This window comes from Colwellia maritima, from assembly GCF_022669015.1.
In the GTDB taxonomy this organism is placed as follows: domain Bacteria; phylum Pseudomonadota; class Gammaproteobacteria; order Enterobacterales; family Alteromonadaceae; genus Colwellia; species Colwellia maritima.
Genome location: NZ_JAKKSL010000002.1, coordinates 1,121,771 through 1,143,450, shown reverse-complemented (window position 1 = coordinate 1,143,450; position 21,680 = coordinate 1,121,771). Strand labels below are relative to the sequence as shown.

Below are 21,680 nucleotides of genomic sequence, written 5' to 3'. Positions count from 1 at the left end.
GTATAAATGGATGAAAGCGAAAGTGGAAACGGAAAAAATTGTTAGGTTATTTAACGCGTATATAACGGCATTTAAACAATATAATCTTAATGATGTTGTAGAATTTTATCATTTACCGTGTACATTACATACACCAGACAAGCTTGTATTCTTGGAAAATGAAGCTGAGTGCATTAAAGAGTTAGAGAATATTTTCACCCAATTAAAGCAAGCCAATACCCGTGATATTCTTGTAAGTAATGCTAGTTACACTTTAGTGACTGACAGTGTGTTATTAGCATGTGTTAATTGGACGTTCATTAATGAACAGGGAGAAACGTTTGCTGATTTTTGCGCGATATATCATTTAATATTGATTGATAATCAATTGAAGATAATTAATGTGGTTTCTCATGAATTAGACAATTCAATAACATTAGATATTCCCTTTGAGTTAACAGACTGATTTATCGTTTTTAGTTAGATGATAAATGAAGTTAGAGAGTAAATGATAATAGATAAACATCAATAACAATAGTTTATTATCGGTAATTTTTAATAGTGATTAAAAGTAAGTAATTTAAATATAGAGATAAAAATGAAAGTAAAAGTAGCGATATTAGGATGTAGTGGCCGTATGGGCCGTAATCTTATTCAGGCAGCCCACGAACATGAAAATATTGATTTGGTTGGCGGAAGTGTTCGCGCAAGCTCCTCTTTTGTTGGTTTTGATTTGGGAGAATTAGCGGGTATTGGTGCGATAGGATTAACGGCGTCAACCGAATTAAATCAGTTAACTAGTGCGGATGTTTTTATTGATTTCACTTCAATAGAGGCCACACTTGAAAATATTGCGTGGTGTAAAAAGCATAATAAAGCATTAGTCATCGGAACAACCGGCTTTAGTGCTGAACAAATATCTTTGATAAAAACAGCAAGTGATTTAATGCCAATTGTTTTAGCCCCTAATACCTCAGTAGGTGTTAATTTAATGTTTAAGCTACTGGAAGTTACTGCCAAAGCAATTGGTGACTATACCGATATAGAAATCTTTGAAGCCCATCACAGATTCAAAAAAGATGCTCCTTCTGGCACGGCAGTAAAAATGGGACAAGTGATAGCCGATACCTTAGGACGAGATCTTAATAAATGCGCGGTTTATGGCCGAGAAGGGATAACCGGTGAAAGAGATAAAGAAACCATAGGTTTTGCTACGGTAAGGGCAGGGGATATTGTGGGAGAGCACACCGCATTCTTTGCTGATTTAGGTGAACGTATAGAAATTACTCACAAAGCAAGCTCACGTATGACTTTTGCTTTAGGTGCTATGAGAGCCGCATTTTGGTTGAGTGAAGCTGATAATGGTTTTTACGATATGCAAGATGTTTTAGGTTTAAAGTAATAGATAACTTCTACTTTTAACTGTTTCGTGGTTAAAAACGATTTAATCACATAAAACCATTGTTTTATAAAATTTTTACTAGACGTAAGGAAGCTACAAGCGTAAAATAAGTGGATTTTGTCAAAAGTTTAGCAAAAAGCTGGTTTTTGACATTTTTTATGTGCAAATTTTGTGATTGTTTTGCATTTATTTTAAAGGAAATTTTAAAGTGTTGTAATGACCTTTAAAATATATGTGTTGCATTCTTTTCTTCTTTTTTGGAGGTTACATTGGCTATATCTGCTATTTTGGTCTTTGGAAGACGGTACCGTATTTAAAGGCACCGCAATTGGTGCAAAGGGAACGGCTGTTGGTGAAGTAGTATTTAATACTTCAATGACAGGCTATCAAGAAATATTAACTGATCCTTCCTATGCAGAGCAAATTATCACCCTGACATACCCTCATATTGGTAATACAGGAACAAATTGTGAAGATAAAGAATCAAACACTATTTTTGCTAAAGGTTTAGTTATTAGAGATTTACCGTTACTAGCGAGTAATTTTAGAAGTGAGCAAAGTTTAAGCGAGTATTTAATTGCCAACAATATTTTAGGTATTGCTGATATTGATACCCGTAAATTGACCCGTGTTTTAAGAGAAAAAGGCGCACAAAACGGCTGTATTATAACACTTGATGATGTCAGTGATGAAAGCTTACAGGCAGCGCAAGATAATGCATTAGCACAAGCAAAAGCATTCCCTGGTCTTAAAGGCATGGATTTAGCTAAAGTGGTTTCTACTAAAGAAAAATATCAGTGGACATCAGGGAGTTGGTCGTTAGGGAATCCTATGGGTGAAGGCTTCTCTGAACCAGAAAACTTTGACTTTCATGTGGTTGCCTATGATTTTGGCGCGAAAAGCAATATTTTGCGAATGTTAGTTGACCGCGGTTGTAAATTAACAGTAGTGCCTGCACAAACCTCTGCTAAAGATGTATTAGCAATGAATCCTGACGGGATCTTTTTATCAAATGGACCTGGTGATCCTGAACCTTGCGATTATGCGATTACAGCCATTAAAGAATTTTTAACGACAGATATCCCTGTATTTGGTATTTGTTTAGGTCACCAATTACTCGGTTTAGCTAGTGGTGCAAAAACCATCAAAATGAAATTTGGTCATCATGGCGCTAATCATCCGGTAAAAGATTTTGCCCGAGATGTCGTAATGATTACTTCACAAAATCATGGCTTTGCTGTTGATGAAGATAATTTACCAACTAACTTACGCGTAACGCATAAATCATTATTTGATGGTTCATTGCAAGGGATTCATCGTACAGATAAACCGTTCAGCTTTCAAGGTCATCCAGAAGCAAGCCCCGGACCACATGACGCAGCACCATTGTTTGATCATTTCATTGAATTGATTAACGAATATAAAGCAAACCAAGCCTAAACCTACAGACAAGAGAGAGAAAAGAAAAATGGCAAAACGTACTGATTTAAAAAGTATCTTGATCTTAGGCGCTGGCCCAATTGTAATTGGTCAAGCGTGTGAATTTGATTATTCAGGCGCGCAAGCATGTAAAGCATTACGTGAAGAAGGTTACCGGGTTATTTTAGTTAACTCTAATCCTGCAACTATCATGACTGACCCTGACATGGCTGATGCTACTTATATCGAACCAATTCATTGGGAAGTTGTTCGTAAAATTATTGAAAAAGAACGTCCTTGTGCCGTACTACCTACAATGGGTGGTCAAACAGCTTTAAACTGTGCGCTTGAATTAGAAGCAAAGGGCGTGTTAAAAGAATTTAATGTTGAAATGATTGGTGCCACTGCTGATGCTATTGATAAAGCAGAAGATAGAAGTCGTTTCGATAAGGCAATGAAAGCGATCGGATTAGAAACCCCACGTGCAGAAATCGTTCATTCAATGGACGAAGCCTATGCTGCTAGCAAGCACCTTGGTTTTCCATGTATTATCCGTCCATCATTTACTATGGGTGGTTCTGGTGGTGGTATTGCTTATAACACCGAAGAATTCACAGAAATCTGCACCCGCGGCTTAGACTTATCTCCTACATCAGAGTTATTGATTGATGAATCACTAATTGGTTGGAAAGAGTATGAAATGGAAGTGGTTCGTGACAAGAATGATAACTGTATTATTATTTGTTCTATTGAAAACTTCGATCCAATGGGCATTCATACTGGTGATTCAATAACGGTTGCACCAGCTCAAACGTTAACGGATAAAGAATACCAAATCATGCGTAATGCATCACTTGCAGTACTTCGTGAGATAGGTGTAGAAACAGGCGGTTCAAATGTTCAGTTTGGTATTTGCCCCAATACTGGCCGTATGGTTATTATTGAAATGAACCCACGTGTATCTCGTTCTTCTGCATTAGCGTCAAAAGCAACAGGTTTCCCAATTGCTAAAATAGCCGCCAAATTAGCAGTAGGGTACACATTAGATGAATTAACGAATGATATTACTGGGGGCAAAACACCTGCGTCATTTGAGCCAACCATTGATTACGTTGTAACTAAGATTCCACGATTTAACTTTGAAAAATTTGCAGGTAGTGAAGACCGATTAACAACACAAATGAAATCTGTTGGTGAAGTTATGGCAATTGGTCGTAATCAACAAGAGTCTATGCAAAAAGCGTTACGTGGTCTTGAGGTGGGCGTAAATGGTTTTGACCCTATGGTTGATGTTACACAACCGGGGGCGAAAACAAAAATAATGCACGAATTGCAAGAAGCAGGTTCAGACCGTATTTGGTATATTGCTGATGCATTCCGTTTAGGGCTTTCAGTTGACGATATTTTCCGTTTAACCAAAATTGACCGTTGGTTCTTAGTACAAATTGAAGATATTATAAAAGAAGAAGGGAAAGTCTCTGAAGGTGGTTTAAAAGTATTAACGCCTGATTATTTACGTAAACTTAAGCGTAAAGGTTTCTCAGATGCTCGCCTTGCTGATGTTATTGGTGTTGCTGAAGCTGAAATTCGTAAGAAACGTCATAAAGCTAATATTTACCCAGTTTACAAACGTGTTGATACCTGTGCGGCAGAATTTAGCTCTGATACGGCTTATATGTATTCAACTTACGATGAAGAATGTGAAGCAAACCCTACCGATAAAGATTCTATAATGATTTTAGGTGGTGGACCAAACCGCATTGGTCAAGGTATTGAATTTGATTATTGTTGTGTTCATGCCGCGTTAGCCTTACGTGAAGACGGTTATGAAACTATTATGGTTAACTGTAACCCTGAAACTGTTTCTACTGATTATGATACGTCGGATCGTTTATATTTCGAATCGATTACCTTTGAAGATGTATTAGAAATTGTTCGCGTTGAAAAACCTAAAGGCGTAATAGTGCAATACGGTGGTCAAACACCACTTAAATTAGCGCGAGCGTTAGAAGCAGCAGGCGTACCAATCATTGGTACATCACCTGACGCTATTGACCGTGCAGAAGACAGAGAACGTTTCCAACAAGCGGTAGACCGTTTAGGTTTATTACAACCTGAAAATGCTACCGTTACTTCTATTGAAGAAGCAATGGCTAAAGCCGAAGCTATTGGCTTCCCATTAGTGGTTCGTCCATCATATGTATTAGGTGGCCGAGCAATGGAAATTGTTTATGATTTAGATGATTTACGCCGTTATATGACAGAAGCCGTCAGTGTGTCGAATGACTCACCTGTGTTACTTGATCACTTCTTAGATGATGCAATAGAAGTTGATATTGATGTTATTTGTGATGGTACTGATGTTGTAATTGGTGGCATTATGCAACATATTGAACAAGCAGGTGTTCACTCTGGTGATTCAGCCTGTTCATTACCCGCATATAGCTTAAGCCAAGAAATTCAAGATGTTATGCGTAAGCAAGTAACTGATTTAGCATTTGAATTAGGTGTGGTTGGCTTAATGAATACACAAATGGCAGTTAAGGATAATAAGGTTTACTTAATTGAAGTGAACCCTCGTGCAGCACGAACTGTTCCTTTTGTATCTAAGGCAACATCTGTTCCTTTAGCCAAAGTTGGTGCGCGCGTTATGGCGGGTAAAACATTGAAAGAACTAGGTATTACTAAAGAAATTATTCCAGATTATTTCTCTGTAAAAGAAGTGGTTATTCCTTTTAATAAGTTTCATGGAAGTGACCCTTTAGTTGGACCAGAAATGCGTTCAACCGGTGAAGTAATGGGTGTGGGTAACACGTTTGAAGAAGCTTATGCAAAAGCTAATTTGGGTCTTGGTGAGTCTGTTCCTAAATCAGGCAGAGCTTTAATTTCTGTTCGTAATTCTGATAAAGTACGCGTAGTTGATTTAGCTAAGCAAATGGTTGCTTTAGGTTATGAACTTGATGCAACACACGGAACTGCTATCATCTTAGGTGAAGCAAACATTCCGGTTCGTTTGGTTAATAAAGTACATGAAGGGCGTCCGCATATTCTTGATAGAATTAAAAACAGCGAATATAGTTATATTATTAACACAACGGAAGGGCGTAAAGCCATAGAAGATTCTAAAGTGTTACGTGGTGGTGCATTACGTTATAAAGTTGCTTATACTACAACATTAAACGCTGCATTTGCGGCTTGTCAGGCACATTCTGCTGATGATAGAAATACGGTAACGTCAATTCAAGAATTGCATAAGCGTTGTAAATAAGCGGCTATTTTAAAGCGTTAATACCTTAAAACAAGCGTGAAAAATATCCCGTCTACGGTTTTATAGTTAGATGGGGTTTTAATCACGCAACAATAAAGATTATAAAATTATGAGTCAATATCCAATGACTGTTCATGGCGCGAATGTGTTACGTGAAGAGTTGAATATATTAAAAACAGTTAAACGCCCTGAAATCGTTGCTGCTATTGCTGATGCACGTGAACATGGCGATTTAAAAGAAAATGCTGAATATCATGCTGCACGAGAACAACAAGGTTTTTGTGAAGGTCGTATACAAGACATTGAAGGCAAACTTGGCAATGCACAAATTATTGATGTATCAAAAATTGCTAATACCGGCAAAGTGATATTTGGTGTTACGGTTACTTTATTAAATATCGATACCGAAGCAGAAGTCAAATATCAGATTGTTGGTGATGATGAAGCAGATATCAAGCATAATCGAATCTCAATTAACTCACCTATAGCACGTGGTTTAATTGGAAAGACTGTAGATAGCGAAATTGAAATTGTTACTCCTGGTGGTGTGGTTGAATACGAAATTATGGCTGTAGATCATATTTAATAGCTGAGTTAGCTCATTTACCTAAAATATCACTTATAAAACCCCAAAACGACACTTAGTTTTGGGGTTTTTTATTTCTTTTATGTAATATGCTAATTATCCTCTAGATAGGCTAATTGTATTAAATGTGTCAGGATATAGACGAATACTATACAATTAATAGTATAATTACCCAAAATAATGAAAATCGGATTTTTACAAATAAAAGGACTTATTATGAAGGTATTATTGCCACTCGCTTTTTTATTCTTAACACTTAAATGTGCTGCAGTAGTCACTGAATGGATTGATTTTAACCTTGAATATGGTCATGTGAAAATACCCGCTACTATTACAGATATTGATACCTATGCAATGCTTGATACGGGCTCTCAATTGAGTGGTATTAATAAGGTCTTTCTTGCTAAGCATCAATTAACGTTAGATAAAGGGAGTAAAAGGAAAGTCAGAGGTGTTTTTGGTATAGAGAATAAAACTACGTTTACTAATGTTCCAATTAGTTTTTTGGGCATTGAAACTACGGTTGATAAAATTACTGAAATGAATCTAGGACATCATTCTACTGGACTTTTGTTCGGTAGTAGTTTTTTTGATAAATTTGTTACTCAGTTGGATTATCCTAATAAAAAAATGCGCTTGGTCAGTGAAGACTCAATAGATGTTGCCCAGTTTCAAAATATAGAAGCACGAAAACAAAAGGGAAATATTTATGACCAGTGGCGTTTATTAAAAAGGATCTTTTAATATTTCATCAATGATCCATTGATCATCGTCATTTTGTATTAATAAAAGACGTTTAACATGTTTCACTTTGCTTTCGTTGTAGTAGCCTTCAATATATATGGTTACCGCAATTTTATCTTTAAATCGCTCTCTGATCTTAACACCGCTATCGTCAGGTCGTATATCAATAGTCTTTTCAAACGACATATTAAACAGATGCCTAGCGACAGATTGCGGTGTTTTGTAGTGTATTAATAAACGGGCTAATTTAGGAGAACAAATAGAGGCTGCTTTATCAATATCTTTCTCATTATAAATAGCTTCAAAAAAGGCTACAGCGACAAATTTGGGGTTTTCAATTTCGTTAATTTCTTCTTCACCGCTGCAAGCGCTCAGGAAAAATAGAAAGACAAAAATGATAGGAAGTTTTTTAAGCATAAGAGGATTAAATAAGTGAGTCATCATTTGTAACTTAAGCATAACGTGAATGCCTTGGTTTTTTCAATATAAGTTTTTCAATATAAGATTTTTAAATAGTAATCATTAAAATAATTGATAAAAAATATTCAATAAAAAAGGTGCCGAGGCACCTTTAAAGAATAGGATTCTATCTAGTTAATTGTATTACTGTACTAATTCTTTATCTGTGAAGCTATCACTAAATAAAGCACTTGATAAATAGCGCTCTGCAGAACTAGGTAAAATAACAACAATAACCTTACCAGAGTTTTCTGGTTTTTCAGCAAGACGTTTAGCTGCTGCAACTGCTGCACCAGAGGAAATACCGGCCAAAATACCTTCTTCTTTCATTAATCTATGTGACATTGACATAGAGTCTTCATTTGTAATTTGCTCAACACCATCAATCATGTCTAAATCTAGGTTACCAGGAATAAAACCAAAGACCGATACCTTGAATTTTATGAGGACCAGGCGTTAATGCTTCACCTGCAAGTTTTTGGGTAATCACTGGTGAATCAGTTGGTTCAACGGCAATACTTTGTATTGCTTTACCTTTTGTTAATTTTAAGTAACGACTTGTGCCTGTAATTGTACCGCCAGTACCAACACCTGAAACTAGAATATCAATTGCGCCTTCAGTGTCACGCCAGATTTCAGGGCCTGTTGTTTCTTCGTGAATTTTAGGGTTAGTCAAGTTGTCAAACTGGCCTAATAAAACGTACTTTTCAGGATTAGAATCTTTAATTTCTTGCGCTTTAGCAATTGCTCCGTTCATGCCTTTAGCACCATCGGTCAATTCAACTTTTGCACCTAAAGCAGTTAATAACTTACGGCGCTCTAAGCTCATGGTGCTTGGCATAGTCAGGGTTATACCATAGCCTCTAGCTGCTGCAACAAAAGCGAGTGCAATACCTGTGTTACCACTAGTAGGCTCTACAATTTCTTTACCTGGTGTTAATATGCCTTTTTCTTCAGCATCCCACACCATGCCAGAACCAATGCGACATTTAACGCTAAAACTTGGGTTTCTCGACTCGATTTTGGCAAGCACGGTTGCTGGCTTGTGTACCGTCGCTAGTTTTGCTCGCAATTACGCGGTTTAGCTTTACCAAAGGTGTATTCCCGATGGAGGTTGAATTATCTTCAAATATATTAGACATTGCAGGTTCCTGTGACTATGTTCACTTAATTATATTTGTTAAGATTAGCGCTTTACGAGAGAAAAAGAAGTGATATTTTGTTATAACTTATATATTTTTATGGAATAGATAAACGATTATCTAGTACTAATTTTAAAAAACCACCGTATCACACAATTATCATTCATCACTTAGCATAATTTTTGGAAATAAAATATGAGCGCATTTCAAGGCACTAGCAATTATATTGCATCAAATGATTTACAATTAGCGGTTAATGCCGCTATTGCTTTAGAAAAACCATTATTGATAAAAGGTGAGCCGGGTACAGGTAAAACCATGCTAGCTGAAGAATTAGCATCGAGTTTAAATGTAGAGCTTATTCCATGGCATATTAAGTCGACGACTAAAGCGCAACAAGGTTTGTATGAGTATGATGCTGTTTCACGTTTAAGAGATAGTCAGTTAGGTAATGAAAAGGTAAATGATATTAGTAATTACATCATTAAAGGAAAATTGTGGCATGCCTTTACCGCTGATAATCGTCCCGTTTTATTAATTGATGAAATTGATAAAGCTGATATTGAATTTCCAAATGACCTTTTATTAGAACTCGATAAAATGGAATTTTTTGTTTATGAAACGCAAGAAAAGGTTATCGCTAAACAAAGACCTATTATCATCATAACGTCTAATAATGAAAAAGAATTACCTGATGCTTTTCTTCGACGTTGTTTTTTCCATTACATCAACTTCCCAGAAAAAGAAGAAATGCAAGCGATTGTTGATGTGCACTTTCCTAAGATTAAACAAACTCTTTTAGATGAAGCCTTAGCGTTATTTTTTGATTTGCGAGAAATGCCAGGCTTGAAGAAAAAGCCATCTACCTCTGAGCTTATTGATTGGCTTAAATTATTATTGGCTGAAGATATATCTGAAGAAATATTACATGAAACTAGGCAGAAAAAAGTGATACCACCTTTGCATGGTGCTTTATTAAAAAATGAACAAGATGTTCATTTGTTTGAAAAGCTTGCTTTCATGCACCAACGTCACCGTTAGGGTTGAGGTGAAATGGTATGTTAATTGATTTTTTTTGCAAGGTACGTGATTACAAAGTGCCTTGCACCTTGCGCGAGTTACTTGATCTTCTTCGTGCGTTAGAGCAAGGCGTTATTTTTGCGAGTATCGATGATTTTTATAGTTTAAGTCGCACTATTTTAGTTAAAGATGAGGCTCACTTTGATAAATTTGATCGAGCTTTTGCAGATTATTTTAAAGGGGTGGCAAGTTTAGAATTAGATCTGTCAGGAGTACCCGAAGAGTGGTTAAAGAAGCAGTTTGAGAAACAACTCACCGATGAAGAAAAAGCTAAAATAGCTGCGCTAGGTGGTTTAGATAAATTAATGGAAACACTAGCAGAACGACTCAATGAACAGGAAAAAAGACATCAAGGTGGTAATAAATGGATAGGCACTGGAGGCACATCTCCGTTTGGTGCTTATGGTTATAACCCTGAAGGTGTGCGAATTGGACAAGAAAGCTCTAGGCATCGTAAAGCGACTAAAGTATGGGATAAACGGCAATTTAAAAATTTAGATGCGAATGTAGAAATAGGCACTCGTAATATGAAAGTGGCATTGCGTAAATTAAGGCAGTTTGCGCGTACGGGTACGAGTGAAGAGCTCGCCCTTGATGATACTATTGCGTCAACAGCACGAAATGTTGGTTATCTTGATATTAAAATGAAACCAGAGCGTCATAATGCTATCAAAGTGCTGATGTTTTTTGATATTGGTGGTTCAATGGATGACCACATTAAGGTATGTGAACAATTATTTTCTGCAATTCATGGTGAATTTAAACACTTAGAATTCTTTTATTTTCATAACTGTATTTATGAAAATGTTTGGCGGGATAATAGCCGTAGGCAAACGGAGAAAATAGATTTACTACAAGTGCTTCATACGTATAGCCGGGATTATAAGGTGATCTTTGTGGGTGATGCGACTATGGGACCATATGAAATTACTTACCCTGGGGGTAGTGTTGAATATTGGAATGAAGAACCAGGCAGTGTGTGGATGAAAAGATTGACCGATCATTTCGATAAAGTCATTTGGCTGAACCCTCAAGCTGAGCCTCAGTGGTCCTATTATGCTTCGATACAAATCATGGAACAGTCAAGGTTGAAGGGAAAATGTATCCATTGACTTTAGTCGGTTTAGGTCAAGGAATTAAAGCGTTAATTTAATAGGTGGGTATGATGTTATTAAATCAACAGCGTGCTTTTAAATAGCACGCATGATTTTATTTTCTAGTGTTTGAAGCGGTTTTTACTATAATCATTTCTGACCACTATGGCGAAAACGCATAACTGATTTTTGTGAAAAAGGTTCGTTCAGCGCGTGTTAATTTAGTTAGGTCATTATCTTTGTAACTATTGTCAGAGTAACCTAAGAAAAAAACTGTTTGCGGGTTAAGCTTATAAGCATAAATAAGTTGGCTTGATAAATCTTTAACATGTTCAGAGTCTGCAAATTTAATATCATTATAAATTAGGCTCAATTTTAAGTAACTTTGTATATCAAACTGATAAGACAAGCGTAATTCAGAGATGTTTGCTGTATAAACGTTGATTTCTCTATTGTTCTCTTGTGCATCTAACTTACTATAAGTTTGATAAAAATCTACTTCTAAATGATCGGTTGCAAAAACGGTAATATTACCTGTAGCTTCAATTAAATCCCCTAAACGATTATTTGAATAATCAATTTTATCTCCAATGGTAAAATCAAGTGAAACATAGGTTCGATTGTCTAAATAAGCACTGGAATATAATATTAGTTGATTTTCGTTAAACGATGTCGTGTTGCCATCGATCTTGTTGCTGTTTTTATCATGGCGAAGGCCAACTTTTTCACCATGAACTAAATCAAGTTGAATCAGTGACTGTAAAGGGCCATCAACAGCAAAACTTGTTGTTAATTCTCGCTCTATCAATTCATTATTTGTATTGTGAACAATTCGCCATTGTCCTAAAACACTGGTCTCTTGCCAAAGGCTATCTTGTTCTGAATAAAAGGTTCTTTTGAGCACTGCTTGGTCTATTTTTATATCAGCTTTTGGCATATAACCTAAATCAGCGCGAAAATCAGTGCCAATATTTTGATGATCTAATTCAATTAGCCAATATTCCGAGTTATGGGTAAAATTTAGCTTAAATGCATTATCCGTAAAACTGTCTTTACTTGCTTGATAAGAATTTAATTTATTAGAATATAATGTATCAGAATATAATGTATCGGAACTTAAAACTTGTGCTTTGATAGCATTTGAATCAGATAAACGGTAGCGTGCATCTAAACCCAAAACATAGTTATGATAGTCATTCGCTGAACGTAATGTTGCAATGGTACCTAGTGTTAGGTTCTCATCGAAATCATAACGATAGCGTAATGCGCCGGCGCTACTTTTTCGGTTTATAGTCACTAGTTCTGAATCTAAATTGCCTGGCAAAAGAATATTTGTTTCAGTGTCATTGGTATTAAAAATCCCGTAGCTATGTTTATCCGCTCGACCTGTAACTTTAATACCATAATCAGGATCAGCAATGTTGCGAGTATAAACTAAGTTAAAATCACTACTAAAATAATCGCTGTTGTCTAAGAAAAATGCGCGTTTTTCATCATAAAATAAAGAAAAGTTAGTATTAACGCTCAGTTGACCACTATCACTTTCTACTGTTGAAAAATCGGGATTTAGTGTTGCATTTAATAAGTTATGGGCATTTATTCCCGGCGTAAATCCACCCGGCTTCCACATCATTTTCAGCAGACCAATCACTTGCAACGTCACTACTATTGACATAAATATCACGCGTATCATATCGAGTTGCCGTTAATGATGGTGTTAAGCGTATATTTTTTCCAATGGTGGCTTTTTTAAATCCAATGGCTTCAGGGTATTGGCATAACCAAGAAGGGTTATCTCTATCGATTGGTACATGAGAAATACGTAAATTTGTATCTCTAGGGTAGGTTCTAACAAGCTCTATGGCCCACTTTTTTACTTGGCCATCACTTTCGAAATTTAATATATTATAAGGAATTGCTATTTCTACTTGATAGCCTTGCTCAGTTTTTTTACCAAATGAAAACCAAAGACCATCCCAAGCACTGTTTGCTTGGCCAGTTATTTCATTGAAGGTTGCGTCGTTCTGTACACCATAAGGATTAACAAAAAACTCATAATTTAAGCGGCGGTTGTTATGTGTATCAAGTTTAATACCCACTAAATCATGGGACCAAGCATTGTCTCGATCCGTTAAGAATCCTTGAATATTTTCTGGATTAGGATCAGAAGCAATAAATGATACATAAAGAAACTTACCATTTTCTATTATTTTCGCTGTCGTATCTATTGGGCTAGCTAGATTATTCCAAGGATTATTTACAATATTTAGATCAATTGTTAAGGCGTTAGACCAAAGGGTGTCATCTAATTCGCCGTCTATTATAATTTTTCCTTTAGCGAAGGGAATATTTAAAGGTTGTTTAGTTATGTTTTCCTTTATAGGAAGCGCATTGATTGCTTGTGCAGCTGATATTGGTGATATCAGTAAAAAAGCAACAAAAAGCACTAATAAGTTAATAAAACTTAGCTTTTGCATAAATCGTCCATAAATTTTTGATTTTTATAATTATTATTTTTTATAATTATTATTTTTTATTATAATGTTGGTACGGTGAATTGAGTATAATGAAACTCAAATAGTTATGACAAAAGCATAATCCGTACAAATTTTAGGTGAATTGTTACAAATTTAATCCATTAACACAATATTTACTTATTTATACATAATTTTAAATTTGTATTACCAAAAATTGAAGCAGCCGATTAATTATTCTTAATAGTTAAGATCAATTATTGTTAGTATTAGGTTACAGACTAATATTAACAAGTTAATATTGTATTGATATATTACTTAACTACCCCGTTTTATGAGTGTTTACATGCCATTATCTATCGTTGACGTTTTTGCTTTATTAGTTTTTTTCCTCTGTTGGTCTGGTTATACTTGGTTTGCTCGCAATAGAGCTAAAACTACTGACTGCTTAGCGCGGAGTTTAAACCAACACAGAATTTATTGGATGTCTGAAGTAATGACTCGAGAAATAAGAGTAGGTGAGGCTGCTTTATTGGGGAATCTAGAAAGAAATATCACTTTTTTCGCTTCGAGTACTTTATTAATTTTAGGCGGTTTATTAACACTGTTCGCTAAAATTGATACCTTAGAAACCGTTATATCATCAATGCCTTATGCTGATCTCCCTAGTCATCTAGGAATACAACTTAAATTAACTTTGCTCGTATCCATTTTTGTTTTGTCATTCTTTCAGTTTACTTGGTCAATGCGTCAATATGGTTTTGTTAATGTTATGGTTGGTGCCGCACCTATCGATGTTTCTGGTTTAAATGAAAACCTGAAAGCATATGCTAAACAAATGTCTATTGTGCAAGACCAAGCAGCGCATGCGTATAATTATGGACTCCGATCTTATTATTTTGCATTAGCCGCTATATGTTGGTTTTTTCATCCACTATTACTGATTATAATGAGCCTTTGGGTTGTTTATACCTTGTATACCCGTGAGTTTAATTCAAAAGCAGTGAAAGCTATTACAGCAGGACAAGAATATTTAAAGCTTGCACGTGAATCAACTACACAAAAGAAGGACGTTGGGTGAGCAAAAGGGATCCTAAAAAGTATCAACGTTACTCGGTTGAAGATTTTGACAGCTATGATTGCTTAAAATTGTCAAAACGTTTGTATTTAGTATTGTTATTCATTTTACGTGGTTATATTGTTTGGTTAATGTCAGTCACAAATATGCGTGATAGGGTAAGTATTATTTCGTGGATATACCCAGAAACATCTTTGTTTTACTTAAGTTTACTTTCTGGAGCTATCGGTTTGTTTGTTGTACTCAATATTAGCTTACGTCGACCTGAAGCGGCTAATTGGGTACAAGTATCTTGGCGGCATTGTCGCACAATTATTGTTGTGGCATTGTTGTTTGATTTACTCACCCATGTAATTGCGTATTTTTATTGGCAATTATTTTCATTAACATGGATTTTCATTCAGATCATTATCAGTATCGTATTGATTGTACTATGCTATAGCAGTGAGCGATTTAAAATAAATCTAGAAGAGTTTCCGCAAAAAATGCCCGAAAAGTAACGCCCTTAATAAGAATAGAGCAGAGATATTTATAGTGAATTTGAGTAATCCCCCGAGTAAAACTGAACCTAAAATCGATAGCAAACAAGAAGAACGTTTGATTATTCTTGATACTGAAACTACGGGCATAAACCCGAGAGAAGGACATAGAATTGTAGAAATAGGTTGTGTTGAGATGATCAACCGCCAATTAACTGGACGAACGTTTCATGCCTATATCAAGCCACTTGATGCGCGAGGACAAGTTTTACAAATGGATCAAGAAGTTATTAATGTTCATGGATTAACCAATGACTTTTTAGATGATAAACCGATATTTTCAGAAGTTGTTGATGAATTTATTGATTTCATTCGTGGTGGTGAATTGGTTATTCATAATGCAAAATTTGATGTTGGCTTTATGGATCATGAATTTTCATTATTGAATTTTGCCGAACGCGCTCGTAATAAAGTACCAATGACAGAAGATATTTGTACCATTATAGATACATTGAAAACATCGAAAGATGAATTTGGTTCACCAAAAACATTAGATTATTTGGCGCGTTTTTATAAAGTTGACAAGTTAATCGACCGTACTTATCACGGCGCATTAATAGATGCTCAACTGCTTGCCTTTGTTTACATTGAAATGACTCGTGAACAAGCTACCTTTAATTTATCTGTGGGTGATAATTCGAGTGGTGATCAAAATGCAGTGAGACGTTTACGTAGTGACAGGGAAAAATTAAAGGTTATTACTGCTTCTGCCGATGAAGTAGAAGCCCATAAAGAAAGATTGTTGGTTGTTAAGGAAAAAGGAGGAGAGCCACTTTGGAAATTCCCAAGTCATTAGTGATATTTTGTTTATTATTAACTCACGTTAATATCGCTTTTTCAGCAGAAACAGCGCAAGCGTTAGTGCAAGACACTACATTGAATAAAACACGCCATAACAATATAGCTGAAGATGACAAAAAACTATTACTCAATGGCAAAATAGATTTTTATCAAAGTGATAATACTACGAACGAAATTCCATACTTCGATAATCGCTTTCGTATTGATGCTGAACTTGATGAAATAACACTGGTTTTCTTTCGAGAGCGAGGAAGTACTCCTGTTATCCTAGTTCAACCTGATGGTAAAAAGATACGGGCAAATGACTATGATCACGAGAAGGTTAAATGGCATGATGATCGTACATTCGATATGATTAAAATCAGTAAACCTATGCCAGGACCATGGCAGGCTATCGGAGATATATTACCTGATAGTAAAATATTGGTAGTGTCAGACGTTAGCATTGCTGTTGACCCTTTACCAGAAGTTGTGTTGTCAGGCGAAACTTTAAAAGTAGTAGGAAGGCTTTATAATGGTAATCAAAAAATTGATGTTCTTGGTTTTAAGGATACAGTTCAATTAGACGTTAATTTTTTTAGTACTAATAATTCAGCTTATGATAATTTTGGCAGAGATGGCTTCAAATTAACATCATTCGAAGATAATGGTCGTGACCTTGATGAATATGCAGGGGATGGTCTTTATACTGGGGAATTTGTTTTAGACTTTGCTACTGGAGAATGGCAACCTGTATTTATTATTAAATTACCTTTGATAACAAGAGAGCTTAGACAGAAACCTATCCTCTTATACCAATCACCAATCACATTGACTGTGGAAACTTCGAATGAAGAATCGTCTCCTCATAACTTGTTAATTACTATTGATCCAACGTATGTTGATCCTAGCAGCTTAGTATTTCAAGGTAAGACAACGTTCCCTGATAGACAAACTAAACCGTTTTCAATTATTAATAATGAAAGTAATGAAGATGCTATAACTCGAACGCAGATTATTCCTTATACAGAGCCTGGTATTCACCGCGTAAATTTAAGTGCATTTGGACGAACTACAACAGGGCGAGAATTTCGTTTAGTTGTGCCTGAATTTACTTTTAATGTAAAAGGGTCTTTAAATAAAACATTGAAAACAACCACTGAAGAAATCGATGGCGATCAAGCGTTGATAGTTGATACCTCCATACAAGATTTAGCAGATAAAAACCGTAAGATGCTTGAAGATATTGCCGAGCAGAAAAAAATTAAAGAAGAAGATAAGACTCAAACAATACTATTGATAGCGGCAGGTAATGGCATCATTATTCTCATTGCATTGGCGATATTTTTAGTTATGCGAAAAAGGAAACTAAAACAATAAAATCATCGCAATAGCATTAAATAAATAGAGATTATTTATTTAAATATTTTAGTTTTTTCCTAATTCAATGCATTGGTTATTTTCAGTCAAGCAAGGTTTAATTATCACTAAGCGTTTATTCTCAACCGTTGGATTAGGTAATTCATTTTATATTAAAAATTTTCATAAAATCATGGAAAGCGTCTAAATCAATCGGTTTTGAGATAAAATAACCTTGTGCAATGTCGCATTTCATACTTTTTAGCATATCCCAATCTTGCTGTGTTTCTACGCCTTCAGCAACACTTTTAACATGTAGCTTATGCGCCATGTGGATACTTGATTCAACTACGATACGTAAAGCTTCATTATCGCCAAAATCATGTACAAAGGATTGGTCGATTTTTAATTCATTAAAAGGAACGCGGGTTAGTTGTTGCATACTGGAGTAGCCAGTTCCATAATCGTCAATGGAAAGTGAAAATCCGTTCATGCGTAAACGGGTTAAATTTTCCATGGCATTCGCAATATCAGTCATAGCAGCAGATTCTGTAATTTCTAATACGATATATTTATTTTCCACTCCTGACTTTCTTACTATCTGAGTAATTTTTTCTGATAAATTAGGATCACTCAATGAGACGAGTGATAGATTAACTGAGATTGAAATCAAATAGCCTTTATCATGAAAGGAACGACAGGCAGTAGCAGAATTTTCGAGCATATTGAAAGTAAGTTCATCAATATTATTACTGTTCTCTAGTATCGGAATGAAGTAATAAGGGCTGACGACACCATACTTTGGATGGATCCGGCGAGCTAATGATTCTGCGCCTATTAGTCGGTTTGATTTTAAATCTACTTTTGCTTGGAAAAATGGCACGATTTGCTTTGCATGAATACCGAGGACTTCCTCTAGAGTAAAGCCAATTTCAGTGACTATCTGCGCTTCTTTTTTATTTTTCATAAATTCAAATTTACTAAGAAGCGATTCAAGCTGAGATAACATAACAGGTTTTCCTATGACGCCAAGTAGTTGAATACCATGCATTTTTGCTATTTTACCTGCAGCGACCAACAGTTTATTATCTAGTGAACTAATAATAATAACAGCAATGTTTTTATATGCTTCACCTAGATGCCGAAGAAATTCCAGACCATCCATGTTCGGCATATTCAGGTCGCAGAGTACAATATCGGGTTTTATTGTTTGGTTTTTAACTACCTCCGGCATTTGTTCGCCGTCACATCCTTCAAGAACTGATGTTACACCTAAAGAATGTAACATTTTTATAAGCATTTTACGTTGAAAGTCATCATCTTCCATCACACAAAGATTCAATTTATCAATATTGTCCATTATATTTTAGCTCCTGTGAGGTGTGCCTCTACAATTTTTAATTCAATATCTAATGTACTTTTACCAGTCCTTGCATTAAGTATATCTCCATTAGCTGCAGCCTGTTCAATCACGCTACAGGCTTTAGCTATGCCTTCTGCGCCTATCATTCGACTAGAGCCTTTCATGCGATGGGCTGTATTTTTAATATCGTCACAAGCCCCTTGCGCCAACAGCTTAATTAGTTTTTTATTATCAGTATGTATATGAAAAATGAAATCCTCAAGTATTTGAATTTGCTTAATAGTGTCGGTTTCTATCTGCTCTAGAATAGTATAGTTAATAGGTACAATATTTCGACTATTTGACGAATGATTAATTGAATGTATAACCTGATTAGGTTTTTTCACAGAGTCGGGTAACCATTTTGACAACATTTGTTTCAATTGAATTAAATTTCTTGGTTTTACTAACACTTCATCCATCTCTGCAGATCGGCAGTTTTTGGCTTCTTCGGCAAGTGCATTAGCCGTCCAAGCTATAATAGGTGTACGTGGTGATTTTTTTTCAGCTTCAAGTTTACGTACAGCTAATGAAAAGGCATAGCCATCCATCTCTGGCATATGACAATCAGTAATCACTAAGTCAAACCGTCCTTCTAACCACATTGCTAATGCTACTTTACCATTTTCTGCCGTTTCAGCTCGAAGACCAAGTAGTTTAATTTGACGAGCCAATAGATCGCGATTGATAGGATGATCATCCACTGCCAGTACTAATGGTGCATCCATACTTGTATTAAACAGAGGGTCTACTGTGTGTTGTGAAACTTCTGGATGCAAACAGATTACTTTTTCAGTTGGTTCGGCGGAAACTGGCAATATCATTGTGATACTGAAAATTGAGCCATGACCAGGTTTGCTTTCTAACGTGATTTCACCGTCAAGCATTTGTGCAAGACGGCCGGCTGATTGCTAATCCCAGTCCTGTACCGCCATACATGCGTGCAGTATCAGAACTTTCTTGTCTATAACGTTTAAACAGGTGTTCTTGAATGCTTTTGGGAATACCTACACCAGTGTCTCGAACCGAAAATCGGATGCGTTCCCCACTTTCATGCACCTCTAATAATTCGGCTGTTAGTTCAACTTCACCCTCTTTGGTAAACTTAATTGCGTTACTGACAAAATTATTTAGTACCTGTGACAGACGCAACGGATCGACAATATGTGCAGAACTGATATTCTCATCGGTATGGTGTTTGATCATCAGTGATTTGCTACTAGCAAGCCGTGAATAGGTGTTCACCGTATCCTGTAGTAATTGTGGAATACAAGTGGAACGAGGAGCAAGGGCTAGTTTTCCTTCTTCAATTTTAGACCAATCCAATATATCGTTGACAATTCGCAGTAAGCTCCTTGCTGACTCCCATGCTGCTTGCAATGTCTGGTTTTGATCGCTTTCCAATGGTGCCATAGAAAGCACTTCTAACATACCCAACATGCCTGTAAGAGGTGTGCGAATTTCGTGACTCATCGTAGCTAGAAAAGAATCTTTAGCCCGATTGGCCATTTCAGCTTTGTCTTTTGCTGAAAGTAATCGTTGTTTAGCTAGTTTTTGTTCAGTGATATCACGGAATGATACGATAACACCTATAATGTCGTTTTCACTGTTTCGCATTGCTCTTGCTGTATAAGATACGGGGATCTTTGGTACCGTCTTTACACCAAAAAACCTCATCGTCAATCTGACGAGGAATTTCGTCCTTAAGTGTGGCATAAATTGGACATTCGCTGCTTAAGTAAGGCAAACCATCATTGCGAGTATGGTGCATTATTTGATGTGCAGGTTGGCCAATAATTTCTTCTTCTTTCCACCAAGCATTCTTATAGAAGCAGGGTTCTCAATCATTATGTTTCCGTTTAAATCAACCCCATGAATACCTTCACTTACTGCATTGAGAATTGATAAAACTCGGGCAGAACTATCATGTAAAGCCATAGTCACTTGTCTACGGTTTATAATCACTCGAGCAACATAAAAACTGGCGAGCGCAAGCAGTAAGTAGATAATACCTAATAATATTTTGCCTAAAGGTTGATTATAAATTGTATTAACCAAAAGGGCGTCATTTGGAATAAAGGATACAATCTTCCAATAATAATTATCTTCCATGGCAGGGTTTAATTGTACTTTATGCCAGTTCGATAAATGGTAAGCTGTGGTAAAGACAAATAATCCATCTTCTGTTACTAAAGCACCTTGTTCAGCATTGGATAGGATTTTCCACTCTTGTGGAAAATCATGCTCGAAAGTTCGATTGTTATTACCAAGCATAAAACCCCATTCATCTTCAGGATTAAGACCAGATAACCAATATCCATCGCGGTTAAGTAACATAGTAGGATGAGAGTTTTGTTTTTCTTCACGGAAAATTTTTAGTAATTTACTTCCTAGATAATTAACTAAAAGAATGCCTTTTTTATGCTTGTTTTTATCAAATATAGGGGTGCCATAACGGATAACAGGCTTAAAAGGTACCTCTAGTTTTCCAAACTCCATGTTTAAATCGAGTGGAGAAATAAATATTTCATTTTGATTAAGCTTGACTGTGTTGATGAAGTAGTAACGATCCTTTTTGTTTTGTAACAAGTTTGCCGGCACAATATCGGGATAACCATCATTGTAATTTACACGAAATACTTCATGGCCATTGAGGTCAAGGTATCTCATTTGATCATAACGTTTTGTTTCGTTAGAGAAATTAAGAAAATAATGTTCAAGTTTTGTTTTTAATACAGGATCTCCACTATTAACATATTCTTGGAATAAAGGCATGTTAACTATGACCCGAATATCCGTATCAACAACCGCAAGGCCTCTCGTAACACGCTCTTTTACCAAACTGAATACGGTTTGATTCTTGGGATTTTGTACG

General features: G+C 35.9%; 19 protein-coding genes and 2 pseudogenes. 12 read left to right on the top strand and 9 right to left on the bottom strand.

Going from position 1 to position 21,680, the window contains the following annotated elements; translation table 11 throughout:
• Positions 1-22: 22 nt before the first annotated feature.
• The 6 genes from L3081_RS15705 (at position 23) to L3081_RS15680 (ending at position 7,398) form a co-directional block, all read left to right on the top strand.
• Complete coding sequence (locus L3081_RS15705) at positions 23-445, top strand: hypothetical protein (RefSeq protein WP_242287003.1); 423 nt, start codon at positions 23-25, stop codon at positions 443-445.
• A gap of 132 nt (positions 446-577) precedes the next feature.
• Positions 578-1,381, top strand: coding sequence for a 4-hydroxy-tetrahydrodipicolinate reductase (gene dapB / locus L3081_RS15700; RefSeq protein ID WP_242287002.1), 804 nt, complete (start codon positions 578-580; stop codon positions 1,379-1,381).
• A 216-nt stretch (positions 1,382-1,597) separates the two neighbouring features.
• The gene (gene carA / locus L3081_RS15695) at positions 1,598-2,821 is read left to right on the top strand and encodes a glutamine-hydrolyzing carbamoyl-phosphate synthase small subunit (protein WP_242287001.1); all 1,224 of its coding nucleotides are present in this window, start codon (positions 1,598-1,600) and stop codon (positions 2,819-2,821) included.
• 28 nt (positions 2,822-2,849) lie between these two features.
• Complete coding sequence (gene carB, locus L3081_RS15690; RefSeq protein WP_242287000.1) at positions 2,850-6,068, top strand: carbamoyl-phosphate synthase large subunit; 3,219 nt, start codon at positions 2,850-2,852, stop codon at positions 6,066-6,068.
• A gap of 109 nt (positions 6,069-6,177) precedes the next feature.
• Positions 6,178-6,654 carry a transcription elongation factor GreA gene (gene greA, locus L3081_RS15685; protein WP_242286999.1) on the top strand — a complete coding sequence of 159 codons (477 nt, stop codon included), beginning with the start codon at positions 6,178-6,180 and terminating at the stop codon, positions 6,652-6,654.
• A gap of 216 nt (positions 6,655-6,870) precedes the next feature.
• Positions 6,871-7,398, top strand: a complete 528-nt coding sequence (locus L3081_RS15680) for a pepsin/retropepsin-like aspartic protease family protein (RefSeq protein WP_242286998.1) — start codon at positions 6,871-6,873, stop codon at positions 7,396-7,398.
• On the opposite strand, the gene L3081_RS15675 is transcribed toward L3081_RS15680, so the two are convergent.
• Both L3081_RS15675 and cysK read right to left on the bottom strand, forming a co-directional pair.
• Positions 7,381-7,857, bottom strand: coding sequence for a hypothetical protein (locus L3081_RS15675; RefSeq protein WP_242286997.1), 477 nt, complete (start codon positions 7,855-7,857; stop codon positions 7,381-7,383). The two genes, L3081_RS15680 and L3081_RS15675, sit on opposite strands and share 18 nt — an antisense overlap.
• Positions 7,858-8,001: 144 nt before the next feature.
• Positions 8,002-8,999, bottom strand: a pseudogene (cysK, locus tag L3081_RS15670) (cysteine synthase A).
• 195 nt (positions 9,000-9,194) lie between these two features.
• Here cysK and L3081_RS15665 point away from each other — a divergent pair.
• Both L3081_RS15665 and L3081_RS15660 read left to right on the top strand, forming a co-directional pair.
• Entirely contained in the window at positions 9,195-10,040 is an 846-nt protein-coding gene (locus L3081_RS15665; protein ID WP_242286996.1) for an AAA family ATPase, read from the top strand.
• A gap of 17 nt (positions 10,041-10,057) precedes the next feature.
• Positions 10,058-11,232 (top strand): annotated as a pseudogene (locus L3081_RS15660) (vWA domain-containing protein).
• Between the two features lie 104 nt (positions 11,233-11,336).
• On the opposite strand, the gene L3081_RS15655 reads toward L3081_RS15660, so the two are convergent.
• Positions 11,337-12,848 carry a hypothetical protein gene (locus L3081_RS15655; protein WP_242286995.1) on the bottom strand — a complete coding sequence of 504 codons (1,512 nt, stop codon included), beginning with the start codon at positions 12,846-12,848 and terminating at the stop codon, positions 11,337-11,339.
• Positions 12,760-13,650 carry a carbohydrate binding family 9 domain-containing protein gene (locus L3081_RS15650; RefSeq protein WP_242286994.1) on the bottom strand — a complete coding sequence of 297 codons (891 nt, stop codon included), beginning with the start codon at positions 13,648-13,650 and terminating at the stop codon, positions 12,760-12,762. The genes L3081_RS15655 and L3081_RS15650 overlap by 89 nt, the downstream gene beginning before the upstream one ends.
• 343 nt (positions 13,651-13,993) lie before the next feature.
• Here L3081_RS15650 and L3081_RS15645 point away from each other — a divergent pair, with 343 nt between their 5' ends.
• The 4 genes from L3081_RS15645 to L3081_RS15630 are packed head-to-tail and all read left to right on the top strand — an operon-like array spanning position 13,994 to position 17,424.
• Positions 13,994-14,728, top strand: coding sequence for a DUF599 domain-containing protein (locus tag L3081_RS15645; protein WP_242286993.1), 735 nt, complete (start codon positions 13,994-13,996; stop codon positions 14,726-14,728).
• The gene (locus tag L3081_RS15640) at positions 14,725-15,225 is read left to right on the top strand and encodes a DUF2919 family protein (RefSeq protein WP_242286992.1); all 501 of its coding nucleotides are present in this window, start codon (positions 14,725-14,727) and stop codon (positions 15,223-15,225) included. The genes L3081_RS15645 and L3081_RS15640 overlap by 4 nt, the downstream gene beginning before the upstream one ends.
• 34 nt (positions 15,226-15,259) lie before the next feature.
• Positions 15,260-16,060, top strand: coding sequence for a DNA polymerase III subunit epsilon (gene dnaQ / locus L3081_RS15635; protein ID WP_242286991.1), 801 nt, complete (start codon positions 15,260-15,262; stop codon positions 16,058-16,060).
• A complete protein-coding gene (locus tag L3081_RS15630; protein WP_242286990.1) occupies positions 16,039-17,424 on the top strand; it encodes a TIGR03503 family protein in 1,386 nt (461 codons plus the stop codon). Before dnaQ ends, L3081_RS15630 begins: the two co-directional genes overlap by 22 nt.
• 142 nt (positions 17,425-17,566) lie before the next feature.
• Here the strand turns inward: L3081_RS15630 and L3081_RS15625 are convergent, their stop codons facing one another.
• Genes L3081_RS15625 through L3081_RS15605 form a run of 5 tightly spaced genes read right to left on the bottom strand, consistent with a single transcriptional unit; the run spans position 17,567 to position 21,646 of the window.
• Positions 17,567-18,763, bottom strand: coding sequence for an EAL domain-containing response regulator (locus L3081_RS15625; RefSeq protein WP_242286989.1), 1,197 nt, complete (start codon positions 18,761-18,763; stop codon positions 17,567-17,569).
• Complete coding sequence (locus tag L3081_RS15620; RefSeq protein WP_242286988.1) at positions 18,763-19,692, bottom strand: response regulator; 930 nt, start codon at positions 19,690-19,692, stop codon at positions 18,763-18,765. The genes L3081_RS15625 and L3081_RS15620 overlap by 1 nt, the downstream gene beginning before the upstream one ends.
• Positions 19,685-20,422, bottom strand: a complete 738-nt coding sequence (locus tag L3081_RS15615) for a sensor histidine kinase (RefSeq protein ID WP_242286987.1) — start codon at positions 20,420-20,422, stop codon at positions 19,685-19,687. Before L3081_RS15615 ends, L3081_RS15620 begins: the two co-directional genes overlap by 8 nt.
• The gene (locus tag L3081_RS15610) at positions 20,409-20,576 is read right to left on the bottom strand and encodes a hypothetical protein (RefSeq protein ID WP_242286986.1); all 168 of its coding nucleotides are present in this window, start codon (positions 20,574-20,576) and stop codon (positions 20,409-20,411) included. Before L3081_RS15610 ends, L3081_RS15615 begins: the two co-directional genes overlap by 14 nt.
• Positions 20,576-21,646, bottom strand: a complete 1,071-nt coding sequence (locus L3081_RS15605) for a cache domain-containing protein (protein ID WP_242286985.1) — start codon at positions 21,644-21,646, stop codon at positions 20,576-20,578. The genes L3081_RS15610 and L3081_RS15605 overlap by 1 nt, the downstream gene beginning before the upstream one ends.
• Positions 21,647-21,680: the final 34 nt, after the last annotated feature.